The sequence below is a fragment of the Stenotrophomonas sp. Ker107b genome (genome assembly GCF_053847245.1).
On the sequence record NZ_JBSPHX010000001.1, the window covers coordinates 140,084 to 163,580 of the forward strand.

General features: G+C 66.4%; 25 protein-coding genes and 1 pseudogene. 17 read left to right on the forward strand and 9 right to left on the reverse strand.

Annotated features, from left to right (window positions below):
* Nucleotides 1-59 precede the first annotated feature (59 nt).
* The 3 genes from ACWV8V_RS00750 to ACWV8V_RS00760 all read left to right on the forward strand — a co-directional run bounded on the left by ACWV8V_RS00750 (nucleotide 60) and on the right by ACWV8V_RS00760 (nucleotide 3,835).
* Nucleotides 60-971: a CPBP family intramembrane glutamic endopeptidase gene (locus tag ACWV8V_RS00750; protein ID WP_455898691.1), complete on the forward strand. Its 912-nt coding sequence runs from the start codon at nucleotides 60-62 to the stop codon at nucleotides 969-971.
* Nucleotides 972-1,467: 496 nt separating this feature from the next.
* A complete protein-coding gene (locus tag ACWV8V_RS00755) occupies nucleotides 1,468-2,562 on the forward strand; it encodes an alpha/beta hydrolase (RefSeq protein WP_455898692.1) in 1,095 nt (364 codons plus the stop codon).
* Nucleotides 2,563-2,776: 214 nt separating this feature from the next.
* Nucleotides 2,777-3,835, forward strand: coding sequence for an alpha/beta hydrolase (locus ACWV8V_RS00760; protein ID WP_115676988.1), 1,059 nt, complete (start codon nucleotides 2,777-2,779; stop codon nucleotides 3,833-3,835).
* 14 nt (nucleotides 3,836-3,849) lie between these two features.
* Here ACWV8V_RS00760 and ACWV8V_RS00765 read toward each other — a convergent pair whose 3' ends face one another.
* Nucleotides 3,850-4,035 (reverse strand): hypothetical protein, encoded by a 186-nt coding sequence (locus tag ACWV8V_RS00765; protein WP_455899635.1) that lies wholly within the window; start codon nucleotides 4,033-4,035, stop codon nucleotides 3,850-3,852.
* Here ACWV8V_RS00765 and ACWV8V_RS00770 point away from each other — a divergent pair.
* From ACWV8V_RS00770 to ACWV8V_RS00780, 3 genes and pseudogenes are all read left to right on the forward strand, one after another.
* Nucleotides 3,994-4,319 (forward strand): annotated as a pseudogene (locus ACWV8V_RS00770) ((R)-mandelonitrile lyase); the annotation flags it as partial. The gene ACWV8V_RS00765 and the pseudogene ACWV8V_RS00770 sit on opposite strands and share 42 nt — an antisense overlap.
* A gap of 12 nt (nucleotides 4,320-4,331) precedes the next feature.
* On the forward strand, nucleotides 4,332-4,985 hold the full coding sequence (locus ACWV8V_RS00775; RefSeq protein ID WP_455899583.1) for a carboxymuconolactone decarboxylase family protein: 654 nt from the start codon (nucleotides 4,332-4,334) through the stop codon (nucleotides 4,983-4,985).
* 155 nt (nucleotides 4,986-5,140) lie between these two features.
* Entirely contained in the window at nucleotides 5,141-6,151 is a 1,011-nt protein-coding gene (locus ACWV8V_RS00780; RefSeq protein WP_455899584.1) for an aldo/keto reductase, read from the forward strand.
* Between the two features lie 3 nt (nucleotides 6,152-6,154).
* Here ACWV8V_RS00780 and ACWV8V_RS00785 read toward each other — a convergent pair whose 3' ends face one another.
* Entirely contained in the window at nucleotides 6,155-7,048 is an 894-nt protein-coding gene (locus ACWV8V_RS00785; RefSeq protein WP_115676985.1) for a LysR family transcriptional regulator, read from the reverse strand.
* A 74-nt stretch (nucleotides 7,049-7,122) separates the two neighbouring features.
* Between ACWV8V_RS00785 and ACWV8V_RS00790 the strand changes: the two genes are divergently transcribed.
* Nucleotides 7,123-7,719: a flavodoxin gene (locus tag ACWV8V_RS00790; protein WP_115676984.1), complete on the forward strand. Its 597-nt coding sequence runs from the start codon at nucleotides 7,123-7,125 to the stop codon at nucleotides 7,717-7,719.
* Nucleotides 7,720-7,729: 10 nt separating this feature from the next.
* On the forward strand, nucleotides 7,730-8,722 hold the full coding sequence (locus ACWV8V_RS00795) for an aldo/keto reductase (protein WP_455898693.1): 993 nt from the start codon (nucleotides 7,730-7,732) through the stop codon (nucleotides 8,720-8,722).
* A gap of 20 nt (nucleotides 8,723-8,742) precedes the next feature.
* Here the strand turns inward: ACWV8V_RS00795 and ACWV8V_RS00800 are convergent, their stop codons facing one another.
* Together ACWV8V_RS00800 and ACWV8V_RS00805 are read right to left on the reverse strand one after the other, a co-directional pair.
* Nucleotides 8,743-9,444, reverse strand: a complete 702-nt coding sequence (locus ACWV8V_RS00800) for a LytR/AlgR family response regulator transcription factor (protein ID WP_455898694.1) — start codon at nucleotides 9,442-9,444, stop codon at nucleotides 8,743-8,745.
* Nucleotides 9,432-11,141 carry a histidine kinase gene (locus ACWV8V_RS00805; RefSeq protein WP_455898695.1) on the reverse strand — a complete coding sequence of 570 codons (1,710 nt, stop codon included), beginning with the start codon at nucleotides 11,139-11,141 and terminating at the stop codon, nucleotides 9,432-9,434. The genes ACWV8V_RS00800 and ACWV8V_RS00805 overlap by 13 nt, the downstream gene beginning before the upstream one ends.
* A gap of 159 nt (nucleotides 11,142-11,300) precedes the next feature.
* Between ACWV8V_RS00805 and ACWV8V_RS00810 the strand changes: the two genes are divergently transcribed.
* The 5 genes from ACWV8V_RS00810 to ACWV8V_RS00830 all read left to right on the forward strand — a co-directional run bounded on the left by ACWV8V_RS00810 (nucleotide 11,301) and on the right by ACWV8V_RS00830 (nucleotide 15,684).
* Nucleotides 11,301-12,818 (forward strand): alpha/beta hydrolase, encoded by a 1,518-nt coding sequence (locus tag ACWV8V_RS00810; RefSeq protein WP_455898696.1) that lies wholly within the window; start codon nucleotides 11,301-11,303, stop codon nucleotides 12,816-12,818.
* A 98-nt stretch (nucleotides 12,819-12,916) separates the two neighbouring features.
* A complete protein-coding gene (locus tag ACWV8V_RS00815) occupies nucleotides 12,917-13,213 on the forward strand; it encodes a hypothetical protein (RefSeq protein WP_259261220.1) in 297 nt (98 codons plus the stop codon).
* Nucleotides 13,214-13,336: 123 nt separating this feature from the next.
* Nucleotides 13,337-13,720 (forward strand): YbjQ family protein, encoded by a 384-nt coding sequence (locus tag ACWV8V_RS00820; RefSeq protein WP_088432854.1) that lies wholly within the window; start codon nucleotides 13,337-13,339, stop codon nucleotides 13,718-13,720.
* 86 nt (nucleotides 13,721-13,806) lie between these two features.
* Nucleotides 13,807-14,685 carry an SDR family NAD(P)-dependent oxidoreductase gene (locus tag ACWV8V_RS00825; protein ID WP_455898697.1) on the forward strand — a complete coding sequence of 293 codons (879 nt, stop codon included), beginning with the start codon at nucleotides 13,807-13,809 and terminating at the stop codon, nucleotides 14,683-14,685.
* Between the two features lie 60 nt (nucleotides 14,686-14,745).
* Nucleotides 14,746-15,684: a LysR substrate-binding domain-containing protein gene (locus ACWV8V_RS00830; protein WP_455898698.1), complete on the forward strand. Its 939-nt coding sequence runs from the start codon at nucleotides 14,746-14,748 to the stop codon at nucleotides 15,682-15,684.
* Here the strand turns inward: ACWV8V_RS00830 and ACWV8V_RS00835 are convergent.
* Together ACWV8V_RS00835 and ACWV8V_RS00840 are read right to left on the reverse strand one after the other, a co-directional pair.
* Complete coding sequence (locus ACWV8V_RS00835) at nucleotides 15,641-15,823, reverse strand: hypothetical protein (RefSeq protein WP_259261225.1); 183 nt, start codon at nucleotides 15,821-15,823, stop codon at nucleotides 15,641-15,643. The two genes, ACWV8V_RS00830 and ACWV8V_RS00835, sit on opposite strands and share 44 nt — an antisense overlap.
* Nucleotides 15,820-16,956, reverse strand: coding sequence for a PepSY-associated TM helix domain-containing protein (locus tag ACWV8V_RS00840; protein ID WP_259261227.1), 1,137 nt, complete (start codon nucleotides 16,954-16,956; stop codon nucleotides 15,820-15,822). Before ACWV8V_RS00840 ends, ACWV8V_RS00835 begins: the two co-directional genes overlap by 4 nt.
* Nucleotides 16,957-17,152: 196 nt before the next feature.
* Here ACWV8V_RS00840 and ACWV8V_RS00845 point away from each other — a divergent pair, with 196 nt between their 5' ends.
* Nucleotides 17,153-17,371 (forward strand): hypothetical protein, encoded by a 219-nt coding sequence (locus ACWV8V_RS00845; protein WP_346468519.1) that lies wholly within the window; start codon nucleotides 17,153-17,155, stop codon nucleotides 17,369-17,371.
* Here the strand turns inward: ACWV8V_RS00845 and ACWV8V_RS00850 are convergent.
* Nucleotides 17,368-17,778, reverse strand: a complete 411-nt coding sequence (locus tag ACWV8V_RS00850) for a GFA family protein (RefSeq protein ID WP_455899585.1) — start codon at nucleotides 17,776-17,778, stop codon at nucleotides 17,368-17,370. The genes ACWV8V_RS00845 and ACWV8V_RS00850 overlap by 4 nt on opposite strands.
* A 210-nt stretch (nucleotides 17,779-17,988) precedes the next feature.
* On the opposite strand from ACWV8V_RS00850, the gene ACWV8V_RS00855 reads away from it, so the two are divergent.
* On the forward strand, nucleotides 17,989-18,966 hold the full coding sequence (locus ACWV8V_RS00855) for a lipoprotein N-acyltransferase Lnb domain-containing protein (protein ID WP_455899586.1): 978 nt from the start codon (nucleotides 17,989-17,991) through the stop codon (nucleotides 18,964-18,966).
* Nucleotides 18,963-20,912 carry an esterase/lipase family protein gene (locus tag ACWV8V_RS00860; RefSeq protein ID WP_455898699.1) on the forward strand — a complete coding sequence of 650 codons (1,950 nt, stop codon included), beginning with the start codon at nucleotides 18,963-18,965 and terminating at the stop codon, nucleotides 20,910-20,912. The genes ACWV8V_RS00855 and ACWV8V_RS00860 overlap by 4 nt, the downstream gene beginning before the upstream one ends.
* Before the next feature lie 20 nt (nucleotides 20,913-20,932).
* On the opposite strand, the gene ACWV8V_RS00865 is transcribed toward ACWV8V_RS00860, so the two are convergent.
* On the reverse strand, nucleotides 20,933-22,306 hold the full coding sequence (locus ACWV8V_RS00865; protein ID WP_455898700.1) for an MFS transporter: 1,374 nt from the start codon (nucleotides 22,304-22,306) through the stop codon (nucleotides 20,933-20,935).
* A gap of 91 nt (nucleotides 22,307-22,397) precedes the next feature.
* On the opposite strand from ACWV8V_RS00865, the gene soxR reads away from it, so the two are divergent.
* On the forward strand, nucleotides 22,398-22,832 hold the full coding sequence (gene soxR / locus ACWV8V_RS00870) for a redox-sensitive transcriptional activator SoxR (RefSeq protein WP_184997011.1): 435 nt from the start codon (nucleotides 22,398-22,400) through the stop codon (nucleotides 22,830-22,832).
* Between the two features lie 25 nt (nucleotides 22,833-22,857).
* Here the strand turns inward: soxR and ACWV8V_RS00875 are convergent, their stop codons facing one another.
* A complete protein-coding gene (locus ACWV8V_RS00875) occupies nucleotides 22,858-23,460 on the reverse strand; it encodes a short chain dehydrogenase (protein ID WP_455898701.1) in 603 nt (200 codons plus the stop codon).
* Between the last annotated feature and the right edge of the window lie 37 nt (nucleotides 23,461-23,497).

Here is a 23,497-nt window from a genome sequence, read left to right on the forward strand (position 1 = left end):
GCCACGCCCCCGCGCGGAGGGCAACTTGCAGCGCCGATGCCGTCGACCTGGAGCCCCGCATGACCCCCGTTGTCCTGTATTCGCCCGATCCGGCCCGCGGCTGGCTGCCCTGGGCCTGGCTGACGCCGATCCTGATGATCCTGTTCAACGCGGTACCGGTGATCGCGCTGGACGGGTGGATGCAGTCGCAGCATTGGTCGACGCCGGGCGGCGATCCGATCGGCCTCGGTGGCTTGCATGCGCTGCTGTGGATCGGCTTTACGCCGACGCTGGCGGCCGTGCTCGCCTGGGTACGCTTCGTCGAAGGGCGCTCGCTGGCGAGTATCGGGCTGACCGGTCCGGCGCCGCTGAAAACCTTCCTGCGCGGACTGGCCGTTGGATTCGGCATGATCGCACTGGTCGTAGTCGCGATCTGGATGGCTGGCGGCATGCAGGCGGCGGGCGTGGGGCAGGCCTGGCGGTCGCCCGTCAGTCTGCTGCACATCGGTCTGCTGCTAGTGAGTTTCATGTTCCAGGCGAGCGTGGAGGAAGTCATCTTCCGCGGCTGGATGCTGTCGGTGGTGGCGCGCAAGACCAATGTCACGGTGGCAGTGCTGCTGGTGTCGCTCGTTTTCTGTTTCCTGCATTTCAGTCCGCACCAGCCGCCCCTGGTCATGCTCAGCACGTTCCTGTTCTCGCTGTTCGCGTGCGCCTGGGCGCTGCGGAGCGGCAATATCTGGGGCGTGATGGGCTGGCACGCGGGGTGGAACTGGTTGCTCGCGACCGGCTTCGAACTGCCCGTCACCGGCATGGATGCGCACTTGCCGGCGCTGCTGGTGGCGCTGCGCCCGCAAGGCCTCGACACCCTGACCGGTGGCGCGCAAGGGCCGGAAGGCAGTTACCTGTGCAGCGTCTTCTTCGTCGCCGCGATCGCGTGGATCCAGTGGCGAAAGACGCGCGGAGCTCAGAGCTTCTCGCCGACGAGCAGGTAACGCCACTGCCCGGGCGGCATCGCCCCGTCCGGGCCCTTGCCGATCGGATGCTGGTTCGCGCCGTACCGGCGACGACTTCCGCTCCAGATATTTGGCGAACCCGAGGCAGCTCAGGTTCGGGATGCGAGTGCCACTACCGGCTGGAACCGAGACTGCCTTTGCTGAAGTGTCAACAAAGGGTGATCTGGCTTCCTCGATAAAGCTCGACTAGGCCCACCTTCGGCTTACGTTTCGCGACGACTGCTCCTGGCCGGAAGCCGACATGCGCCTCCTTTGCCGCGCTGACCAATCGCGAATGCCCGGCGCGCCCAGCTCGCTGCCCCGCTTACGAGGTCGCCTTATTGAAAATATCGCTCGACGATGTGCACCTGCTGGCCACTGCCATGTCGTAGATATGGCATATATACCCCCCATGCATGAGTGATATGCGCGTGCGCGCTTCTTCCAGCATGGCCCCGACGGTAGATTCCCCTGACAATCTGTCACGGAGTGACCCATGCAGACACGCACCCGCCTTCGCACTCTGGTGCCTGGCTTTTCCTCCACGCTGATCTGGATGGCGGTTTCCCTCTGTTCCACGGCCGCCATGGCCAACGAGCCACTGCAGATCGAGGCGCAGGGGAGTTTCCTCGCGGGTGGCATGGAAAAGACGGAACCTGGCACGTTCGATCCGTTGAAGCCGTCCAATCCGCAGGGCCAGAGCTACCACGGTGATCACGTCTATGCCTTCTACCAGACGCCGGTGAATGCGCGTTCGCTGCCGATTGTGATGTGGCACGGTGCGGGCCAGTCGTCCAAAAGTTGGGAAACGACGGCCGATGGGCGCGAGGGCTTCCAGAACCTGTTCCTGCGTCGTCGCTTCACTACCTACCTGATCGATCAGCCACGGCGAGGCAAAGCCGGCCGAAGCATGGTCGAGTCCACGCTGAAGCCCGTGGCAGACGATCAGATGTGGTTCAACCAGTTCCGAATTGGCCTCTGGCCGACGTATTTCGGTGGCAGTCAATTTCCGACAGGGGAGGCGACGCTTGACCAGTTTTTCCGTTCGGTCACGCCGAATACGGGGCCGTTCGACCTCGGGCTGGTCTCCGACGGAGTAGCTGCCGTGCTGCAGAAGACCGGTCCTGCCATCCTGTTTACCCATTCGCAGGCGGGTGGCCCTGGCTGGATGACGGCGATAAAAAGCCCGAATGTGCGCGCCATCGTCGCCTTCGAGCCTGGCAGCAGTTTCGTATTTCCCAAAAACGACGCGCCGGCGCCGATTCCCAGTGCATTCGATACGGTCGCACCGGCGGTGGTTTCGCCCGAAGCGTTCAAGGCGCTGACGCGGATTCCCATTCTGGTGCTGTATGGCGACAACATCCCTGACAAGCCCGTTGACCTGCCCGCGCAGGACAGCTGGCGGGCACGCTTGGAAATGGCGCGCGCCTGGCGCGACGCCGTCAATCGGCAGGGTGGGGACGTGACCCTGATCCATTTGCCGGACATGGGAATCCGTGGCAACAGCCACTTCTTGTTCTCGGACCTCAACAACGTCCAGATCGCCGATCTGGTGAGCGGGTTTCTGGCGAAGAAGAATCTGGATCAGTGAGCCGGATTGCCTCGTGCATTGATCGCGCCATGAAAGGCGTGTGGCGCCATGGCGGCTGCGTCGCCCGCCAGATTCATATCATTCATGCATGAGTGATATCCGGCTGATGCTCTTTTTCTATGAGTGCACGGCGGTTAGTTTTACGCCTGATCCCCGCCAACGTGGGCGCGCCACATGCACCGGCCGGGGTAACGTCCACACTGGGAGCAGTTGAATGAAGCACATCGTGCACGCCACGCTGTTGGCGATGTCCCTTGGCTTGGCGGCAGGCAACACGTCCGCCGCCGACTACAAGCTCAACCCCTTCAAATTGGCCTACGAAGGTGCGATCACACGGAATGTGCCCAGCGAGGTCAACGTCCACTCGGTGTCCTATCCGCTGAATGGAATCGAGATCGCGGCAAACTTCTACACGCCGGCCAACTTCGATGCTGCACGGAAATACCCGACCATCGTGGTTGCCCACCCCAATGGTGGGGTCAAGGAGCAGGTGGCCGGCCTGTACGCGCAGCGTTTGGCCGAGCAGGGCTACATCGCCATTACCGCCGATGCGGCCTATCAGGGCGCGAGTGGCGGCCAGCCGCGCAGCGTGGACATGCCTTCACACCGCATCGAAGACATCCACGGCATGGCGGACTTCATCAGTCGATTCCCCTGGGTCGACACTACGCGCCTGGGTCTGCTGGGCATCTGTGGCGGCGGCGGCTATTCGTTGGCGGCCGCGCAGACCGACAAGCGGTTCATGGCCGTAGCCACGATCAGCATGTTCAACTCCGGCCGGGTGCGCCGTAACGGCTATGCCGACTCGCAGCTGGACACGATCCAGCAGCGCCTGCAGCAGGCTTCCAATGCGCGAGCACAGGAAGCCGCCGGCGGCGAAGTGCTGTACTCCGGCGACGCCAACCTCACCGACGCGCAGATCGCCACGCTTCCCTTCGATCTGTATCGGCAAGGTTATGCGTACTACTGGAAAACGCACGCCCATCCCAACTCCACCTTCCGCTATACGACCAGCAGCCTGCTGGACCTCATGCGTTGGGACGCCACCGACCAGCTTGAGATCATCAACCAGCCGCTGCTGATGATTGCCGGTAGCAAGGCTGACAGCCTGTACATGACCCAGGACGCTTTCGCCAAGGCGACCGGTACCGCCGACAAACAACTGGTGCTGCTGGACGGCGCTACGCATATCGAAACCTACTGGGTGCCGAAATACGTGGACGCCGCCGTCGCCTCGCTGACCACGTTCTACGGCCGGACGCTTGCGCCATGAGCGCGCCTCGTAAATCAACCGCGCAGACGGCGCTGCTTGGCGCGGCATTGAGCGTGGCGGCACCATTCGCTGGCGCCGTCGAAACACCTACGCAGCAGATCACCCGAGCGGGAACGCAGTCGTCCGTTGCCGGTCCGGCAGCGACCTTCGTCGGCAAGGTGCGGGTAGATCCGCTGTTCCCGGCGGACGAGCAGGTGCACGTCTCTTCCGCATACGTCAGCTTCGAACCGGGTGCGCGCTCGGCCTGGCACACGCACCCCTCCGGTCAGCGACTGGTGGTTACCTCCGGCGTTGGGCTGACCCAGGAATGGGTAAGCCGGTGCAGCAGATACACGCCGGGGATGTGGTGGTGTGTCCTGCCGGGGTCAAGCATTGGCACGGCGCCGCGCCCCACAGCGCAATGACCCACCTTGCCGTGACCGGGGTAGCAGACGGCAAGTCGGTGGCGTGGCTGGAGCAGGTCAGTGATGACCAGTATCGCGAGGCATCAGCAGGCATCGTCGCTCCCGTTGCCGGGCCGCTTTCGCCCAGGCAGCAGGCGATCCCGCTGATTGCGGCCGCCGCCGCCAGCAGCGACATGCCGCAGCTCACTGCCGCGTTGCGCCGGGGACTGGATGCAGGGCTGACGCTGAGTGAGACCAAGGAAGTGCTCGTGCAGCTGTATGCCTATGCGGGTTTCCCGAAGAGCCTCAATGCCTTGGGCGAGCTGATGGAGGTGGTGCGCGTACGTGAAGCGCAGGGCGTCGCCACTGCACCCGGGCAGCCGCCCACCAGGAACGTTCCCGTGGGCGACGCGCTGCGCGCGGTGGGCACCGCCAACCAGACCCGGATCTCCGGCGCCCCGGTGACCGGGCCGCTCATGGACTTCGCCCCGATCATCAACCAGTACCTGCAGACGCACCTGTTCGGCGACATCTTCGAGCGCGACAACCTGGACTGGCAGAGCCGTGAACTGGGCACGGTTGGCGCGCTGGCAGTGATGCCCGGCGTGGAGGCGCAGTTGCGCTCGCACATGGCGGCCAGCCAGCGCGTGGGCCTCAGCCGCGCACAGTTGCAGCACCTGGCCCAACTGCTGGCCCACAGCGGCTACGCAGCCGCATCCGCTCGCGCAGTGCAGGCACTGGAACAGACCCCGGCACCCGGGCCCTGACAGCGCCCCACATGGAGACCCCAATGAACACCCTACCCACCAATGCCCAACGCCGCTCCCTTCTGAAGGGCGCCGCTACGCTGGCGGCGCTGCCGCTGGCCGGCGCGCTGGCCACGTCCACGGCAAACGCCTCCCCCGCAGCTGCCGCGCAGAAAATGGACGGCCGCCGCACGCTCGGAACGCTGCAGGTTTCCAGCATCGGGCTGGGCGTGCAGAACATGAGCCGCACCTACCAGACCACCATCCCCTCGCGCACCGAGATGCACCGCATCATCCGTGCCGCGTTCGATCGGGGGATGACGTTCTACGATGCGGCCGAGGCCTATGGCCCGCATGAAGTGGAACGAATCCTGGGAGAAGGCGTTGCCTCATTCCGCAACGACGTGGTGATCGCCACCAAGTTCGGCTGGAACATCGACCTGGAAACCGGTGCGCGTGGCCCGGGCCTGATCAGCAGGCCCGCACATATCAAGCGGGCGGTGGAGGGCATGCTCACGCGGCTACGTACCGACCGCATCGACCTGCTGTACCAGCATCGCGTGGACCCGCAGGTGCCGATCGAAGACGTGGCCGGTGCGATCCAGGACCTGATGACCGAGGGCAAGGTGCTGCATTGGGGCCTGTGCGAGATGGGCCTGAAGACGCTTCGCCGCGCGCACGCTGCACTGCCGGTGACCGCTGTGCAGAGCGAGTACTCGATGCTCTGGCGCGGACCGGAACAGGAGGTGCTTGCCACGTGCGCCGAGCTGGGCATCGGATTCGTGCCATGGAGCCCACTGGGCGTAGGCTTCCTGACCGGTGCGATCGACGCCAGAACACGGTTTGCCGAGGGCGACATTCGCGGCATCGAAACGCGCTTCACCCCGCCGAACATCGAACATAACCTGGCATTGGTGCGCTTGCTCAGGGACTGGGCCGAGCGAAAGCAGGCCACGCCTGCACGGATCGCGTTGGCCTGGCTGATGGCGCAGCAACCTTGGATCGTGCCGATTCCCGGCACCACGCAGATGGCACATCTGCTCGACAACCTGGGCGCAGGCGAGGTGGTCTTCAGCGCAGGTGAGCTGCGGGAGCTCAATGCTGCAGTTGCTGCGGTGGCAGTGCAGGGCGAGCGTCTTCCGCCAGCGGTACAGGCCTACAGTGGCGTGGAGGCGCCACTGCGTTAGCGCTCATTCCCGATAGCGCAACGCATCACGCAGCACGGTGAACGCCGGCGATGACTGCCTGCGACTGGGGTAGTACAGGTGGTAGCCGGGGAAGGAGGGGCACCAGTCCTGCAGCACGTGAACCAGGGTGCCTGCGTGCACATGGGCGCGCACCAGATCCTCGGGCATGTAGGCAAGCCCCAGTCCCTCCAGTGCGGCGCCCAGGCGCAGGGCGATGTTGTTGAACACCAGTTGGCCTTCCACCCGTACTTTCAGCTCCTGGCCCTTCTTTTCGAACTCCCACGCGAAAATGCCACCGTGGGTCGGCAGGCGGATGGTGATGCAATTGTGCTGGGTGAGGTCGTGCGGTGATTTCGGCTTCGGATGGTGCTGGAAATAGGCAGGCGATCCGACCACTGCCATGCGCAGGTCCGGCCCCACGCGCACGGCGATCATATCCTTGGCCACCTGCTCACCCATGCGGATACCGGCATCGAAGCCCTCGGCCACGATGTCGGTCAGTCCGTAGTCGACGATCACCTCGATGTTCAGGTCGGGATTGGCCGGCAGCAGTTTGCCCAGTACCGGCTGCATCACGGTGAGCGCGGCATGCTCACCCGCCGTGATGCGGAGGCGACCGGCGGGCTTGTCGCGGTAAGCGTTGAGCTGGGCGAGCTCCGTGTCGATTTCCTCGAAGCGCGGTGAAATCACCCGCAGCAGCTGCTCTCCGGCTTCGGTGGGCGAAACACTGCGCGTGGTCCGGGCAAGCAGGCGCACACCCAGGCGCTCTTCCAACTGACGCATCGATCGGCTCAGGGCCGGCTGGGACATGCCCAGCTGGGCGGCAGCACGGGTAAAGCTGCGCTCCCGCGCCACCAGGACGAACATGGCCAACTGGTCGTAATTGTCTACGCTCATTGATGCGCATCGGATATAAGCGATATCCGATTATGCCTCTGCAAGAATGTGTTTGGGGGGCGTAGATTGGCGCCATGACGATTCCAACCCCCAATCATGGTCGCCGGGCAGTCGTTGCGGCGCTGGCGTCGCTGCCGCTGGGATGCTCCGGTGCGGAGCGGCCGGAGGGCGGCGCTGCGGGTCGATCAGACGCACGGACACTGGTTGCCTGCTTCTCACGCTCGGGCAACACCCGGGTCGTTGCCGGCCTCATTCATCGCAGCATGCCCAGCGACCTGTTCGAGATACAGCCTGCCGTCGACTACCCGGCCGACTACCTGGAAACGGTGGCCCAGGCGCGGCAGGAGCGCGACGATGGGGTAGAGCCGGCACTGCGCACCCGCATTGCCAGCATGGATCGCTATGACACCGTCTACCTGGGCTTCCCCATCTGGGGCGAGACCGCGCCGCCGATCATTCGATCGTTGTTGTCGCAGCACGACATGAGGGGCAAGACGATCGTGCCGTTCATCACCCACGGCGGCTTCGGCGTGGGCAGCAGCCTGCGCGTGGTCGCCAGCCACGCACCCAACGCCCGCATCCTGAATGCATTCGTGATGCAGGCCGACCAGGAACGTAAAACCATGGAGAGCGTCAACGCCTGGTTGACCACTCCGCACACTGCCCGATGAGGAGTCGACCATGAAGACCCGTACCCTTGGACAAGGCCTTGAAGTTTCCGCCCTCGGCCTGGGCTGCATGGGCATGAGCGCGGCGTATGGCCCGGCCGCAGGCAAGCTGGACATGATTGCGCTGATCCGCACTGCGGTGGAGCGTGGCATCACCCACTTCGACACCGCCGAAGCCTACGGCCCCTTTGCCAACGAAGAACTGGTGGGCGAGGCACTGGCGCCCGTTCGTGACCAGGTGGTGATCGCCACCAAGTTCGGCTTTGACATCGACCCGGTGACGGGTGCTCGCGGCACAGGTACCAACAGCCAGCCCGCACACATCCGCGCTGCCGTAGAGGCCAGTCTGAAGCGGCTTCGCACCGAGCGCATCGACCTTCTTTACCAGCATCGCGTTGACCCGGCGGTGCCGATCGAGGATGTTGCCGACACGGTGAAGGCGCTCATTGCAGAGGGCAAGGTTGCGCATTTCGGTTTGTCCGAAGCGGGTGTGCAGACAATCCGCAAGGCGCATGCGGTGCAGCCTCTGACGGCGGTGCAGAGCGAGTACTCGCTGTTCTGGCGTGAACCAGAGAAGGTGCTTCTTCCTTTGCTTGAAGAGCTGAGCATTGGCTTCGTACCCTTCAGCCCGCTGGGTGCAGGGTTTCTGACCGGGAAGATCGACGAGAACACGCAGTTCGATGCAGCGGATTTTCGCAATGCGGTGCCGCGCTTCTCCGCTGAAGCACGCCGGGCCAACATGGCGTTGGTTGACGTGGTCAAGGCGATGGCGGCAGAGAAGGGTGCCACGCCTGCCCAGGTGGCCTTGGCCTGGCTGCTGGCCCAGCGATCGTGGATCTCACCGATCCCCGGCACGACCAAGCTTCATCGATTGGATGAGAATCTGGGTGCGGTGGAACTGGCACTGGATGCGGCCGACCTGGCGCGTATCGATGAGGACGTGGCCCGGATCAGTATCAGCGGTGCGCGCTTGCCGGACGCTGCCTTGAAGATGACCGGCAAGTGAGAAGGCTCGGTGGAAAGCGCTTATATCGACCCAAGCTCCCCGCGCACTTCCTCAACAAACGCCCGCCCCACCGGCACCTCAGCCCCATCATTCAGCACCAACCAGTAACGGCTCCCCGAAGCCGCATGCAACGTCCGCACATGCGTCAGATTGACCAGATACGACCGATGGCAACGCACAAAGTCCGGCGGTAGCACAGCAGTAAGGTTGGTCAGCGATTTGTCATGCAGCTCGCTACGCCCATCGCGCATGCGCACCTCGCTGTAATCCCCATCAGCACGAATCCACAGCACATCCGCGAGTTCCACCATCGCGGTCCCCTGCGCATGCCAGATGCCTAGGTAACGCGCCGCGCCAGACCGATATCGCCCAACATCCAGCAACCGCTCCAGCGCCTGCCCCAACCGCTCGCGCGAGAACGGCTTCGGCACGAAGTCCAACACCCCATGCTCAAACGCCTGCAGCGCCCGCTCTCGATGCGCTGATACCACCACGCAGTGATAGCGACCAGCGACCACGCGCTTCAGCAGGTCAAAGCCATCCTCTCCACCCAGATTCAAATCCAGCAGCAGGCCGTCGTACACGCTGCGCTGCAGTCGGTCACCGGCGGCGTCCAGGTCGGCCACGGCATCGAATCGCGCGCGGCTGCCAGCCAGTTCGCTACACATCCGCAGCAGCCGCTGGCGGACCAACAGCTCGTCCTCGACGATCAGGATGCGCATGTCAGCTCCATGCGGCCGTACCAGTCGTTGCCATCGGGGCCCTGCTCAAAGCGCCAGCCCTCCGGACAGGTAGCTGCAAGGCTGGCCTCGATGTAGCGGGTGCCCGTGCCTTGCCCGCGATGCGGAGCAGTGCCGCGTGCGCTGCGAAGCTCCAATATCCATCGATCGTCCTCGCGTTGAACACGCAGGCGGAACGGATGCTCGGCACAGGCCACCGCCCCCGCATGGGTGAGCGCATTCTCGACCTGGGCATGCAGCACGCCGGGCGGCAGCCACAGGCTGGTGTGCTCGCCTTCGACCTTGAAGCCGATGTGGCGATCCAGCGCGAGGCCGACGATGTCCAGGTGGTTGCGGCACAGCGCCAGCTCCTCTTCGATCGGCACGCTGGGGCGGGTGCTGCTTTCACGCAGGCGATCGAACTGCTCGGCCAGCGATTCCACCATTCGGCTGGCGCGCATTGGTACCTGTTCGATCAGCTCCTGCAGGCCGGTGAGGGTATTCATCAGCCAATGCGGCTGGATGCCCCGTTGCAGCAGTTGCAGCGAGAGGCGGGCACGCTCTTCGCGCAGCTGCGCGTTGTGGTGGTCCAGCGTCCGCAGCTGGGCGGCGTGGCGGATCAGCAGAAAGCCCATCAGCACGGCCAGGAACAGGAAGTAGGGGCCGTCGAGGAAGATGCCACCGGCCAGCGGCACGGCGAGTGCACCGGCCACCACCAACGTCAGGATCGGCCAGCGCTCGTCAGGCTCACCACGGGCGCGCAACAGCACGTAGGCGGAGGTCAGCAGGCTGAGCAGCAGGAGGGCGGCACCGCGGCCATCGAAGCTGGGGACGAAGGCGGCCAGCGCCAGCACTGTCGCGAGATAGACCATGCGGGCTGTCTTCGGCACCGCGGCCTCGAAGCGACGCGCGAGGTACGCGGGCAGCAGGATCGCTGCGGCGAGGTGCAACAGAAGGAGCATGAGTAGACGCGGCCCATGCCACGGGTAGGCATAGCCCACCAGCGGTCGCCATGCTTCAACCAAGGGTAGTGCAAGGCCGACCACACCCAGCGCCAGCAGCAGACACGCACCCGGCACGTGCGGGCGGCCACGCTGTGCAGCGAGGAAGTACAGGCACGCCGCGCCTAGTGCACCGGTGGCAAGCGCGGCGATCAACCACGGTCCGATGCCGTGGCCGTAGATCGAGGCGGCCGGCCCGATGGCAACGAAGGCATCCGCGCCACGCAGATTGAACCACTGGTGATGGCTGGAGGCGAGCAGCACCAGCTCATCGGCGCCGCTGGGTGAGGAGGGCGGCAGTACGCGGATGATGTCCACCTGTCCCGGTTGCTCTTCGTCTGCGTTGCGGCCGACGGCGCCATTGGCGGCCAACGGCTTGCCGTTCCAGAAGGGCTGACTGGCGGCACGCACCGAGATGCGGAGTGCACGGTCAGCCGCGTCGTGTGCGGTCTGCTCAGGCAGGCGCCAGCGCAGCCAGTAAGGGCCGCGCCACTGCACCAGCTCGCGTTGGTTGGCCGGTTGCCATTGCAGTGTCGTCGGTGGTGCGGTGGGCAGTGTGCCATCGGCATCCAACGTGGCGGGTGCCATCTCCTGTGGCTCGTAGTAGTGCACGCCCGGTGGGGGCGCGACCAACAGCAGCCACGCAGCGACCGCGATGAGCAGGACGGCGAGGGCGGTCAGGGTGCGTGGGATCTGCATGGGCCCATCGTATCGGTTGCGCGGAGTCACTGGACCCCCGCCTGGAGCTGTTCGGCGGACGGGCGGTCCCCGGTTGGCTTGGGCGCGGTGATGCTGGCGGCGTAGTGCATGCGCCAGCCCTCGGCGCCCTGTTCCCCTTCCTCCTACGCGGAGTCCGTCATGTCCACTGTCTCGCCCTGCCTGTTACCTTCCTCTTCGTCCGGTCGATGCCTGCGGGTCATGCGACTGGCGGCACTGTGCCTGGCCCTTGTCGGCGCCTCGCCTGTACTGGCACGTGACGCGTCGGCGCCGCTGGTGTTCACCCCGTACGCGTTCGAGACGCAGAAGCACGGCACCATCGACGCCGAGGCAGGCTATCTGGAGGTGCCGCGTCGGCATGCCGACCCCAACGGACCGCGCATGCGTCTGCGGGTGGTGCGCCTTCCGGCGATAGGCGGCGATGGCAATGCGGCCCCCGTGGTGTACCTGGCCGGCGGTCCCGGTGGCTCGGGCATCGGGACCGGGCGCGGTCCGCGCTGGCCGGTGTTCGATCAGGTCCGGCGCGAGACCGATGTGCTGCTGCTTGATCAGCGCGGGGCGGGCGAGTCCGAGGCGCCGCCGTCGTGCCCGCACCAGCACACGTTCGACGATGCACAGCCGCTGCAGCACGATGCGGCGCTCGCCGCGCTGCGTGACGTCGCCGCCCGCTGCGTGGCGTACTGGCGGGAAGCCGGTGTGGACCTGGGGGCCTACACCACCGCCGAGAGTGCCGGCGATCTGGAGGACCTGCGGCGTGCGCTGAAGGTACCGAAGATCAGCCTGTGGGGCATGAGCTACGGCACCCATCTGGCGCTGGCCACGGTGCGCCTGCACGGCGCCGGTCTGGACCGCGTGGTGCTGATGGGGACGGAAGGCCCCGACGACACGTTGAAGCTGCCGCTGTCGGCCGATGCGCTGCTGGCTGAGTTGAGCGTGCTGGCCAAGGGGGCGGGATTCGACGATCTGACCGGCTCGGCCACGCGCGTGCTGGCAGCACTGCGCGAGCAGCCACGCCAGGGGCGTAGTGTCATGCATGGTGGCAAGCCGGTGATGATCGGCGCGTACGACGCGCAGTTGGCGATCAGTGCCTGTCTCGGGCGCCGCATGACCCAGCAGTGGCTGCCGCTGATTCTGCGCGACGCCGAGAACGGCGACTACGACCTGCTGGCAGCGATGGTCCTGCTGCTGCGCAGCGAGCATGGCAGCTACGGCGCGATGCCGCTGGCGATGGATGTGGCCTCCGGCCAGAGTCCGCAGCGCCGCGCACTGGTCGACGCGCAGGCACGCGAGAGTCTGTTCGGCGATGCGCTGAACTTCCCGTTCCCGGCACTTGGGGACGGCTTGGGACTGGTCGATCTTGGCGATGCTTTCCGTGGGCCGCTGCGCAGCAAGGTGCCGGTGTTGTTCATCAGTGGCACGTTGGATGGGCGCACGCCGCCCGCCAATGCCGAGGCGCTGCGGCCGGGGTTCAGCGACAGCCGCACGCTGCGGGTGCGTGGAGCCAGTCACGACAACGAGCTGTGGCTCGGGAACCCTGCCATCGCCGCGGGCATTACGGACTTCCTGGCGGGTCGGCCGGTGGGTGATGCGGAGCTGGACGTGGGGGCGCCGGTGTTCGCCAGGAGCAAGAGCGATCTGGTGGACCCGCGCGGGCGCTGAGAGCCACCCGTAAGTGCGCCTGTGTGCAGGCGCTGTGGACCGGCCGAGGTGTATGGTTTCGGCTGGCCACGGCGCTTGCGCCAACACAGGAGGACACGATGACCGATTCAACGGCGGCATCCGTGCATGGCACGCCCGACGATTACGGCGACACGCTATACCGCGTCTACTTCGAAGTGGGCGAGTGGGAAGGGATCGCGGGCGATGCCATTTCCGCCTTCCTCGTCGAGCGCGCCAGCGACAATCCTGCCTTCGACTTTGACGCCTCGCTGCTGCACGCGCGTCCGCACGGCTATGAAGTGGACCTGCCGATGCAGCTGATTCCCGAGGTGGTGCGTGCGCTGGCCGAGCACAATGTCGCGGTGTACCAAGTGGTCAGGCTCGGCGGGGTATAGGGGCGCCGCTGGGGCGTCACGGGACGTCGCCTCCATGCTTGCCTTGGCGCTATCCTTCCGCCAGCTCCAGCCGCACCCTGCGCGCTGGCCTGACCGATGCACTTACCCTGGATAGAGGCAGCAATGGCAGATCCTTACAACAGCGGTGGCCGCGCAGGTCCCGCAACCCGGCTCGATGATTCCATGGTGACCACCGCGATGGAGCTGCCCGGCTTCCGCGTGGTGCGCAGTCTGGGCGTGGTGCGCGGCATCACCGTGCGCTCGCGGTCGATCGTGGGCAACTTCCTGGGCGGGTTGCAGACCATCTTCGGCGGCAACATCACCATCTACACGCAGCTGTGCGAGCAGGCGCGCGAAGAGACCTACCGGGACATGTCCAACCATGCGCGGCTGCTCGGCGCCAACGCGATCATCGCGATGCGCTATGACGCCACCGACGTGATGACCGGTCTGACCGAAGTGCTGTGCTACGGCACGGCGGTGATCGTCGAACCGACGCACCTCTAAGCTGCCCGCTCGCGATACGTCCCGCGTATCGCAGCCTCCTGTGGTTGGTATTGGCATCCGCGCCGCGCAGCGCGGATGCTGTCCACATGACGATCAACAACACGCTTTCTTTCGCTGGCCAGGTGGCCCTGGTCACCGGCGCCGCCGGCGGTCTCGGCTTCGCCTACAGCCGGTTGCTCGCGCAGCGCGGCGCACACGTGGTGATGCAGGATGTCGGCGCCGGGCTGGATGGCACCGGCAGCGATCCGCAGCGGATCGATCAGGCAGTTGCGCGCCTGCGTGCGGCTGGCCTCTCTGTCGAGGCCAGCCATCGAGGCATCGCTACCCGTATCGAGGCCGCCGCACTGGTTGCCGAGCTGCTGCTGCAGCATGGCCGCCTGGACGTGATCCTGCACAACGCCGGCTGGGTCGAGTATCAGCAGATCGACGCGGTGGACGAGGATCGCTTCGACCACATGATGGCGGTCGCGGCCAAGGCACCGCTGTGGCTGGCCCAGGCGGCCTGGCCGGCGATGCAGGCGCAGGGGTATGGCCGCATCGTGCTGACCACCTCCGACCGCGCGCTGTATCCGCAGTACGTGCAGCACGGGCTGGCGGCGTATGCGGCGGCGAAATCGGCCGCGGTCGGCATCGTCAACGTGCTGGCGGCCGAGGGCGCGGCGCAGGGCATCGTGGTCAATGCGGTCTCGCCGGTGGCCAAAACCCGCATGTGGGGCGTGCAGGGCGAGCCGGATGAACTGTTTCCGGAGGCGGTGGCGCCCGGTGTGGTGTTCCTGGCCTCGCGCGCCTGCACCGAGGGTGGCTGGATCCTGCGTTCCAGCAACGGCCAGTTCCATGCCACGCGGCTGACCGAGGCCGAGGGCGTGCGCTATCCGCGCGACCTGCAGGCGGTGTCCGCCGGCAGTGTGGAGGATGTCGCCGCGCACTGGCCGCAGATCGCCACGGCGGCCATCGAGCCGCGCTGACGCCTGCGCACGTCCCGGCGTACTACCCTTGGGGCTGTTTTCCCGCTCCGGCACCGCCCCATGGTCGATCTTCGCCAGCTCCGTCAGTTCGCCGCCGTCGCCGAGGAGCTGCACTTCCACCGTGCGGCTGCGCGTCTGCATATGTCGCAGCCACCGTTGACGGCGGCGATCCGCAAGCTGGAGGAGGAGATCGGGGCGGAGTTGATCCAGCGCGGCAACCGCACGTTGGGGCTGACAGTTGCCGGCCAGACGCTGCTGGCCGAAGCACGTCTGACCTTGCAGCAGGCCGACCACGCGTTGCTCGCCACCCGTGATGCAGCCGCCGGACGCACAGGGCTGGTAAGGCTGGGCTATGTGGGCAGCGCGCTGTACGGGCGGTTGCCGCAGGTGATCCGCGCCTTTCGTGCGCAGCATCCGCAGGTGCGGCTGGAGCTGATCGAAGCGACCTCGGCAGGGCAGCTCACGCTGCTGCGCGAGGGCCGCATCGATGTGGCGGTGCTGATCCCCCCGATCCACGATGCGGCGGACATGCGGCTGCAGGACTTCGATGAGGACCGCTTGGCCATTGCATTGCCGCGCGCCCATCCGCTGGCGCAGCAGGTCACCGTGCCGGTCGACGCGCTGGCGGCCGAACCGTTCGTGCTGTGGCCCGCGCGTGAGGGGCAAGGCTTTCACGCGCAGGTCATCCGTCTGTGTGCCGATGCCGGTTTCAATCCGCAGGTAGTGCAGGAAGCGCACGGGATGCATGCGGTGCTGTCGCTGGTGGCGGTGGAAGCCGGTGTAGCGATCGTGCCGGCCAGCATGGCTGGCTTTCGTCCCGACGAAATCGTCTACCGGCCGATCACCGGCGAGGCGGCGCGCTTCGCGTTGCAGCTGTGCACGCCGGCCAGTGAGCCCGCGCCCGCGCTGCGCCATTTCCTGGATCTGGCCACGGAGGCGTCTCCACCGCGCCGCCTCAACGGGTGCGCTTCACCCACGCGCGCACCACCAGCGCGATGAGCGCGGTGAACACCAGCCAGGAGATCACATCGAACACGCCGTCGCCGATCAGGGCGCTGACCAGCCCGACCACGCTGACCAGTGCGATCCACGCCGGGGCGATGAACGGGCTGCGCGGTGGCTTCACCGGTGCGCTCATGCGGCACCGCCGGTCTTCGCGGCGCGCTCGATCTCGGTGACGCGTGCCTCGGTACTGCCGCGCTTCACCCACAGGTACAGGCCGCTGATCAGCACCACGATGGTGAGCAGATCCAGCAGCGCCCACAGGACCTTCAGCGGCAGCTTGCCGTAGTCGCCGAAGTGCAGCGGCTGGCTCAGCAGCAGCACGCTCATGTAGGTGGGCAGCTGCGGCTGCGCGGTGAGTTCGCCGGTCTTGGCATCGATCAGCACGGGGCGATACAGCCGTTCGGTAAGCGCGGTGTTGCCCTGCATGAACACCCCATAGTGATGGTCACCGCTGTAGCCGGTGCCGGGGAAGCTGACAAAGGCCGGGCGCATGCCGGGCTCGGCGGCGCGGGCGGTGTCCACGGCGGCCTGCAGCGAGGCCAGCGTAGCCGGGCGCGGTTGGCCGGCATAGCGGGCGGCGAACTCGCCGAGCTGCTCGCTCTGCCAGGCCTGTTCCAGCGGCTTGGCAATGGTGTTGATGGCGCCGGTGATGCCCACCACCAGTGCCCAGCCGAGGGTGACGATGCCCAGCACGTTGTGCAGGTCCAGCCAGGCCAACCGACGGTTGCGACCGGTGCGCAGCGTGCCGAAGCGCTGCTTGCGCATGAACGGTCCGTACAGCACCAGCCCGGAGATGATCGCGACCGCGAACAACAGCCCCATCGCGCCCATGAACAACATGCCCGGCAGACCGAGGAACAGATCGGTGTGCAGACGGTAGAGGAAATACATCACGCCTTCGTTGAACTGCGCGGCCGGCAGTACCTCGCCGGTGGTCGCATGCAGCAGCGCGGTGTGCATCTGCGGCGGCGGCGTGTCCGCGCGGGCGCCGGTGTTGACGTACACGGTGGGCGCATCCGGATCCCAGCCGACGAACAGCGGCACATCGCCCGGATACTGCGCCAGCGCGGTGCTTACCTGCGCGTCCAGATCACGCGGGGTGGCGTCGGCGGCGGTTGTGGCGACCTCCGGCTCGCTGAGGTGGGCGATCTCCTCGGCGAACACCAGCGGCAGGCCGGTCAGGCACAGCAGCAACAGGAACAGGGTACAGACCAGGCTGGTCCACTTATGGATCACAAACCAGGCCTTGATGGTGGCACGTTGCATGAAAGCTCTCTGGCGATGGCTGGAGGCGCGGTATGGGCCGGAATTATCGAGACGGGGGTCTTCAAACGCAAATGCGTCTCACATCATTGGCGAGTTCAGGAAAAGGCGCTTTCATCTTGTTGACCCATTCCGTTCACGGTTTCGATGCCCACCGGTCAGTAGCGTAGATCGTCCCCACCGCACTTGGAGACATGCCATGAATCCCCTGCAGACGGCCGCGCGCGCGATGCGCAACGGACTGGAAGAAGTGGCGGCCCTGCTGGTCGGTGAGCGCGCGGAATCCCTGCGCCAGGACGATACGGCCGCACCCGGGGTGGGCATTCCGATGCCGCGCCGGCTGCCCCTCAAGCGCCCGCTACTGCACGGGCGCAAGGGCATGGCCCCGTGGCAGAAGATTGGCCCAGGCCGTCGCTAAGGGCGTTTGGCATCGGCGGGGTGGTTGACCCCGTCGTTGACCGGCACCTCATGGATATCGAACGGATTGACGCCGTCCAGGCAGCCAACGTTGTAGCCGTATTCGTCCGGCGATGAACGGCGCTGGTGGTGGGTATAGATGCCACACACGCTGCAGAAGTGATGACGGGCGACATGTGTGTTGAACTGATACAGGCGCAGCTCGTGGTGCCCCTGTACGACCTCCAGATCGGCCAGCTTCACCGAGGCGACGATCGCGCCGCGCCGCCGGCACATCGAGCAGTCGCAGCGCCGCGGCGAGACCACGCCGTCGGGCAGATGCAGGCGCAGGACGACGGCGCCGCAATGACACCGGAGTAAATGGTGCCGCTGGATGGGGACACCCCCGACCGTGGTCAGACCCTGCATGGATGGCGCGTCCTGTAGCCGTTCAGAGGGCTGGAAGTATGCGGCCGGTCGCCCGGCCCGGGCCAGCGGGCGGCTGCCGGCGGGTGAACGCCGCCCGAAGCTGAACAGGCTCGACATGCGGCGCACACAGGGGTTATGGCTAACTAGCGCCCCGGATAGACGACGGATCGATGCGTGAAGAAGGCAGGACGACGGGGGCTGGCGCTGCTGATGCTGCTGGCGGCGCTGTGGATCACCGGTTTGCTGGCCTATCAGCTGCCGGGTCCGGGCTGGTTGCGGTATCTGCTGGTGGGCCTGTGGGCGGTGTTCGCCGTCACCGGTGCGGTGGGCGTGGCGCGTGCGCGCGCCGGGCGCTGGCCAGGCGTCCTGTACGGCGTTGCACTGGTGCTCTCGGGCATCTGGTGGCTGCTGCTCACTCCCCGCCAGGATCGGATCTGGGCCGATGACGTCGCCCAGCGCCTGAAAGTGGTCGAGGTGGATGGCTCACGGGTGGTGCTGGACAACGTCCGTGACTTCACCTGGCGCAGCGAGACCGACTACGACGCGCGCTGGGTCCGCCGCGAGTACAACCTGGACCAGCTGCGCTCGGCCGACCTGATCATGTCCTACTGGATGGGCCCGGCGATCGCGCACACGCTGATCTCGTTCGGCTTCGAAGATGGCCGCTACCTGGTGTTTTCACTGGAGATCCGCAAGGAGCGCGGCGAGTCGTTCTCGGCGCTTGGCGGGTTCTTCCGCAAGTTCGAGATGACCCTGGTCGCTTCGGAGGAATCGGACATCGTGCGCACGCGTACCAACGCGCGGGGCGAAGACGTGTATCTGTACCGTCTGCACGGCATGACCCACGAGCAGCTCAAGGGCTTGTTCCTGTCCTATCTGGGCGAGGCCCGCAAGCTCGATGCTGCGCCGGCGTTCTACAACACCCTGACCAGCAACTGCACCACCATCGTGTACGAACTGGCCAAGCAGATCGCGCCGGGCCTGCCGATGGATTACCGGCTGCTGGCCTCGGGCTACTTCGCCGAGTACGCGCGGGATCTGGGCGTGCTCACGCCGGGCGTGCCGTTCGAGACGCTGAAGGCACGCGGACGCATTACCGATCGTGCACGCGCCAGCAGCGAGACCGATGATTTTTCACAGGTGATCCGCCGGGGCGTCCCGGGGGCAGAGCAGGAAAGCGTTCCATGAGTTCCGCATTGAAGCTGTTGCCGCACCGCGCGTTGCCGATGCTGGCCGTGGTGCTCTCGCTGCTGCTGTCCAGTGGCTGTGCGATGGTCACCATGAAGCAGGTGGCGCCGACCGACTACCTCGCCAACAAGCGCGGCGATGTGCTCACCTCTGGCAAGCTCAGCGCCGCCTCGCAGGAGACGCTGAGCGTCATCGGCATGGACGTGGCGCAGTGCGAGAAGGACGTGGCCGCCTGCCAGAAGACGCTGGGGCATACCGACGTGCTTCCTGAGGAGCAGCGCCTGTCCGCGCAGTCCGAGCTGTGGGTGAAGACGGCGCTGGCGCTCACCCCCAAGCCCAAGGACCGCGAAAAGACGCCGATGTCCGATGCGGCGCTGGATGCCTGGCTGGAGGCGGCACGCTATGCCTATGCGTACCTGTTCTTCAGCGGCCGCACCCCCTCCGACCGCGCCTTCGAGGATCGCCAGACCCAGGTCCGCGATTACTACAATTACGCCGCCGAACAGACCGCCTCGGTGGTGTTCAAGCGCAGCCGCGAGAGCGCGCTGGAAGGCGAGGATTACAATGCCGCCGTGGCGGGCGAGCGCTGGACGCTGACCGCCGATTTCGACGAGCTGCGGATGCAGACGATCCCGACCCGGATGGTGTCCGCCTCGGCGCTGAGCTTCGCCGGCCTGCGCAGTACTTATCGCCGTGATGGCTTCGGCGCCGAGCTGGTGGTGATCATGGACCCGCCCAAGCTGGTGGCCCCGGCCGATGGCGAAAAGGTGGAGATTCCGCAGTACAGCGAGATGTCGGCGATCAACGCCACCGCGCTGCTGCGTTTCAAGGGCGACACCCTGCAGCAGGTGCTGGATACGACCCAGGTACTGTTCGAGGTGTACTCGCCCGAATCCACCGAGCGCGTGGACCTGCACGGTGAGAAGGTGCCGCTGGCCGGCAACTTCACCGCTGCCTACGGTATCTGGCTGGCCCAGTCCGGCTTTGCCACCCAGTCGCTGCGCACGCTGTTCGGCCTCAGCGAAGGCATCGGTGCGCCGCACATGTACCTGATGCAGCCGTGGGATCCCAACCGCCGCATCATCTTCATGCTGCACGGCCTGGGCAGCAGCCCGGAAGCGTGGGTGAACGTGGCCAACGAGATCATGGGCGATCCCGAGCTGCGCCGGCATTTCCAGGTCTGGCAGGTGTATTACCCGACCAACGCCCCGATCGCGCTCAACCGCTACGAGATCAACCAGGCGTTCAACAACACGCTCAACCACTTCGACCCGACCGGCAGCACGCCGGCTTCCAAGGACATGGTGTTCATCGGCCACAGCATGGGCGGTGTGCTCGCGCGCCTGCTGGTGACCTCCTCCGGTGATGTGCTGTGGAACGATCTGCTGGCCAACTACGACCTCAAGGGCGAGCGCCTGAAGCGGGTGGAAGCCAAGCTGGGGCCGCTGCTGCATTTCACCGCCGAACCGAACGTGGAGCGGGCAATCTTCATCGCCGCCCCGCACAAGGGCACGGACATCGCCGGCAATCGGGTGGGGCGCCTGATCGGCCGGCTGGTGCGGTTGCCGATCACCCTGCTGGGCAAGTTCGAGGATGTATTCGTGACCCTGCAGGAATCCGAATCGGCCAACAGCACGACCAAGCTGCAGATTCCCAACAGCATCGACAACCTCAAGGCCAGCGATCCATTCGTGAAGGCCGCCGGTGCGCTGCCGATCACGCCGGGGCTGAAGTACCACTCGATCATCGCCCAGCGCAAACCGGAAGTGCCGTTGCTGCAGTCCGATGATGGCTTGGTGCCGTACTGGAGCGCGCACCTGGAGGGGGCGGTGTCGGAGAAGGTGATCATCTCCGGGCACAGCGTGCAGGAAACCCCGCAGGCCGTGCTGGAGATCCGCCGCATCCTGCGTGAGGATCTTGAAGAGGTCGGCGACACGCATCCGTAAGGGGCGTGTCCCGCTGAGCGTCAGATCCGCCGCGCGACGACCACGCTCGACAGCGCCAGCACCAGCATGATCGCGAAGGTCAGCAGGTAGCCCAGCACTTCGCGGCCGTCCAGGAACAGTGCGAACAACGAGCCGGAGATCGCCAGCGTGGTCGCCACCCCGAGGGCCTCGCTGAGCTGCAGGGCAGACGTGTTGGCGCCCTGGTGCTCAGGCGCGGACAGCGACAGCGTCAGCACCGACAGGCTGGGGTAGATCAACCCCATGCCCAGCCCGGTCAGCACCCAGCCCACCATCGCCGACCACAGCGGTATGCCGGGCTGGATCGCCAGCGAGGTGGCCAGGATGCCCACGCACATCAACAGCGCGCCGGACTGCAGCAACTGTCGGCGCGACCAGCCGCGCTGCTGATGGCCCTGCAGCCAGGAGCCGGAGAACCAGCCCAGCGCGCCCAGGCTCAGCGCCACACCGGCCAGAACCGGCGTCAAGCCGCGTTCGCGCTGCAGCAGCAGGGGCAGGAAGGCTTCGCAGCCGAAGAACGCCGAGGCGGCGATGCCACGCAGCGCGATCACGCTGGGCAGGCCGCGGCGCAGCATCAACGTGCCGGTTGGCAACAGCTTCCAACTGCACAGCGCGAGCACTGCCAATGCAGGGCCCAGCAGCGCGATCGCAAACCAGCCCTGTTGTTGCCCGCCGATATACAGCGCCAGCGCACCCAGAGAGGCACCCACGGCCCAGGGCACCACGTTGCGGCCGGTGCTGCCTGCGGTTACGAGGCCGACCTGGCGCAGGGCGGGACGCAGCAGCAACGCCGCCGGGATCGCCAGCAGCGGCACGATCAGGAACACCCAGCGCCAGCCCAGATGCTGCACGATCAGGCCGCTGATGCTGGGGCCGATCAACGAGGGCACCACCCACCCGGCGGAGAACGCGGCGAATACCCGCGGTCGCATCGGCTCGGGGAAGGAGCGCCCGACCAGCACGTACAGCGCGACCGAAATCGCACCGGCGCCCAGGCCCTGCATCAAGCGGCCCAGCACCAGCACCGGCATGTGCTGGGCGAACCCGGCCACCAGCAGGCCGGCGACGAAGCAGGCCAGACCCAGCCACAGCGGCCGCGCCGGGCCGGTCTGATCACTCCAGCGGCCGGACAGCGTCATCCCGATCACGCTGGTGGCCAGGGTGCCGCCGAACGCCAGCGCGTACAGCCGCAGCCCATCCAGATCATGGGCGACGGTCGGCATCGCCGCGGCCACGGCCAGTGCCTCGAAGGCATGCAGCGAGACCAGCGCGACCATCCCGATCGTGGTGGCGCGGTAGGCCGGTGACAGGATCGAGGGGATCGGGGCGCCCGCCACCGGAGCGGTGGTGGGCGAAGACGAGGCGTCAGCGGACATGCGGATTCCAGACATCGGGAGGAGGGCCGGGCTTGCACTGCACCCCCGGCGGCGCGCAGGATGCCACCTGAACCAAGGTTGAGGTCAAGCAGTGATCGCGCAGGAACTGAGTGTAGGCGACGTCGCCAAACGGAGTGGTGTGGCCGTATCGGCATTGCATTTCTATGAGCGCAAGGGGCTGATCCGCAGTCTGCGTACCGCCGGCAACCAGCGCCGTTTCGCGCGCGACGTGCTGCGCCGGCTGGCGGTGATCCGCGTCGCCCAGCGGGTCGGGATGCCGCTGGAAGCAGTCGCGACCGCGTTTGCTGCGTTGCCCGAGAACAAGACGCCGACCAAGGCCGAGTGGGCGAAGATGTCGGCGCTGTGGCGCAGTGAGCTGGACCAGCGCATCGAGCAGTTGCTGCTGCTGCGCGACCAGCTCACCGACTGCATCGGCTGCGGCTGCCTGTCCTTGAAGCGCTGCCGCCTGACCAACCCCGGTGATGCGCTCGGCGACCAGGGCGACGGCCCGCGCCGCTGGGAGTAGGGCCGGCCGCTGGGCGGCTCCCGCCTCACCAGACGGTGAAGACCTGCCCGCTCTGTATGCCTTCCACGCTGCGCTGGTAGGCCAGCGATGCGCGCTGCGCGGTCACCGGTTCAAAGCCCGGGAAGTAGGCGCCGTAGTCGTCCACCGATTCGGCCAGCACGTTCGGGCTCACGGCATTGATGCGCAGCCCCCGCGGCAGCAGCTCGCAGGCGGCGGCGCGCACGAAACCTTCCAGCGCGGCATTGGATGCCGTGGCGTTGGCGCCATCGCGGATCGGCTGGGCGCTGATGATGCCGCTGGTCAGCGTGATCGAGCCGCCGGTGTTCAGGTGATGCTGGGCGGCCAGACTCAACCGCACCTGGCCGAGCAGCTTGTCCTGCAGGCCGAGGTTGAAGTCGGCCGGCCGCATCTGGGCCAGTGGACCGAAGTGCACCCGGCCGGTGGTGGCGATCACGGCATCGACCTTGCCCACCTTCGCGAACAGCTCCTCCACGCTGGCATCGTCGGTCAGATCGACCTGCACATCGCCACCGTGGCGGCCGGCGTGGATCAGTTCATGGTGTACGCCGAGCGTGCTGGCGACCGCCTGGCCCAAGGTGCCGCTGGCACCGACAAGCAGGATCTTCATGTGCATGTCTCCCGTAAACGTAGGGGTAGCGCCACGC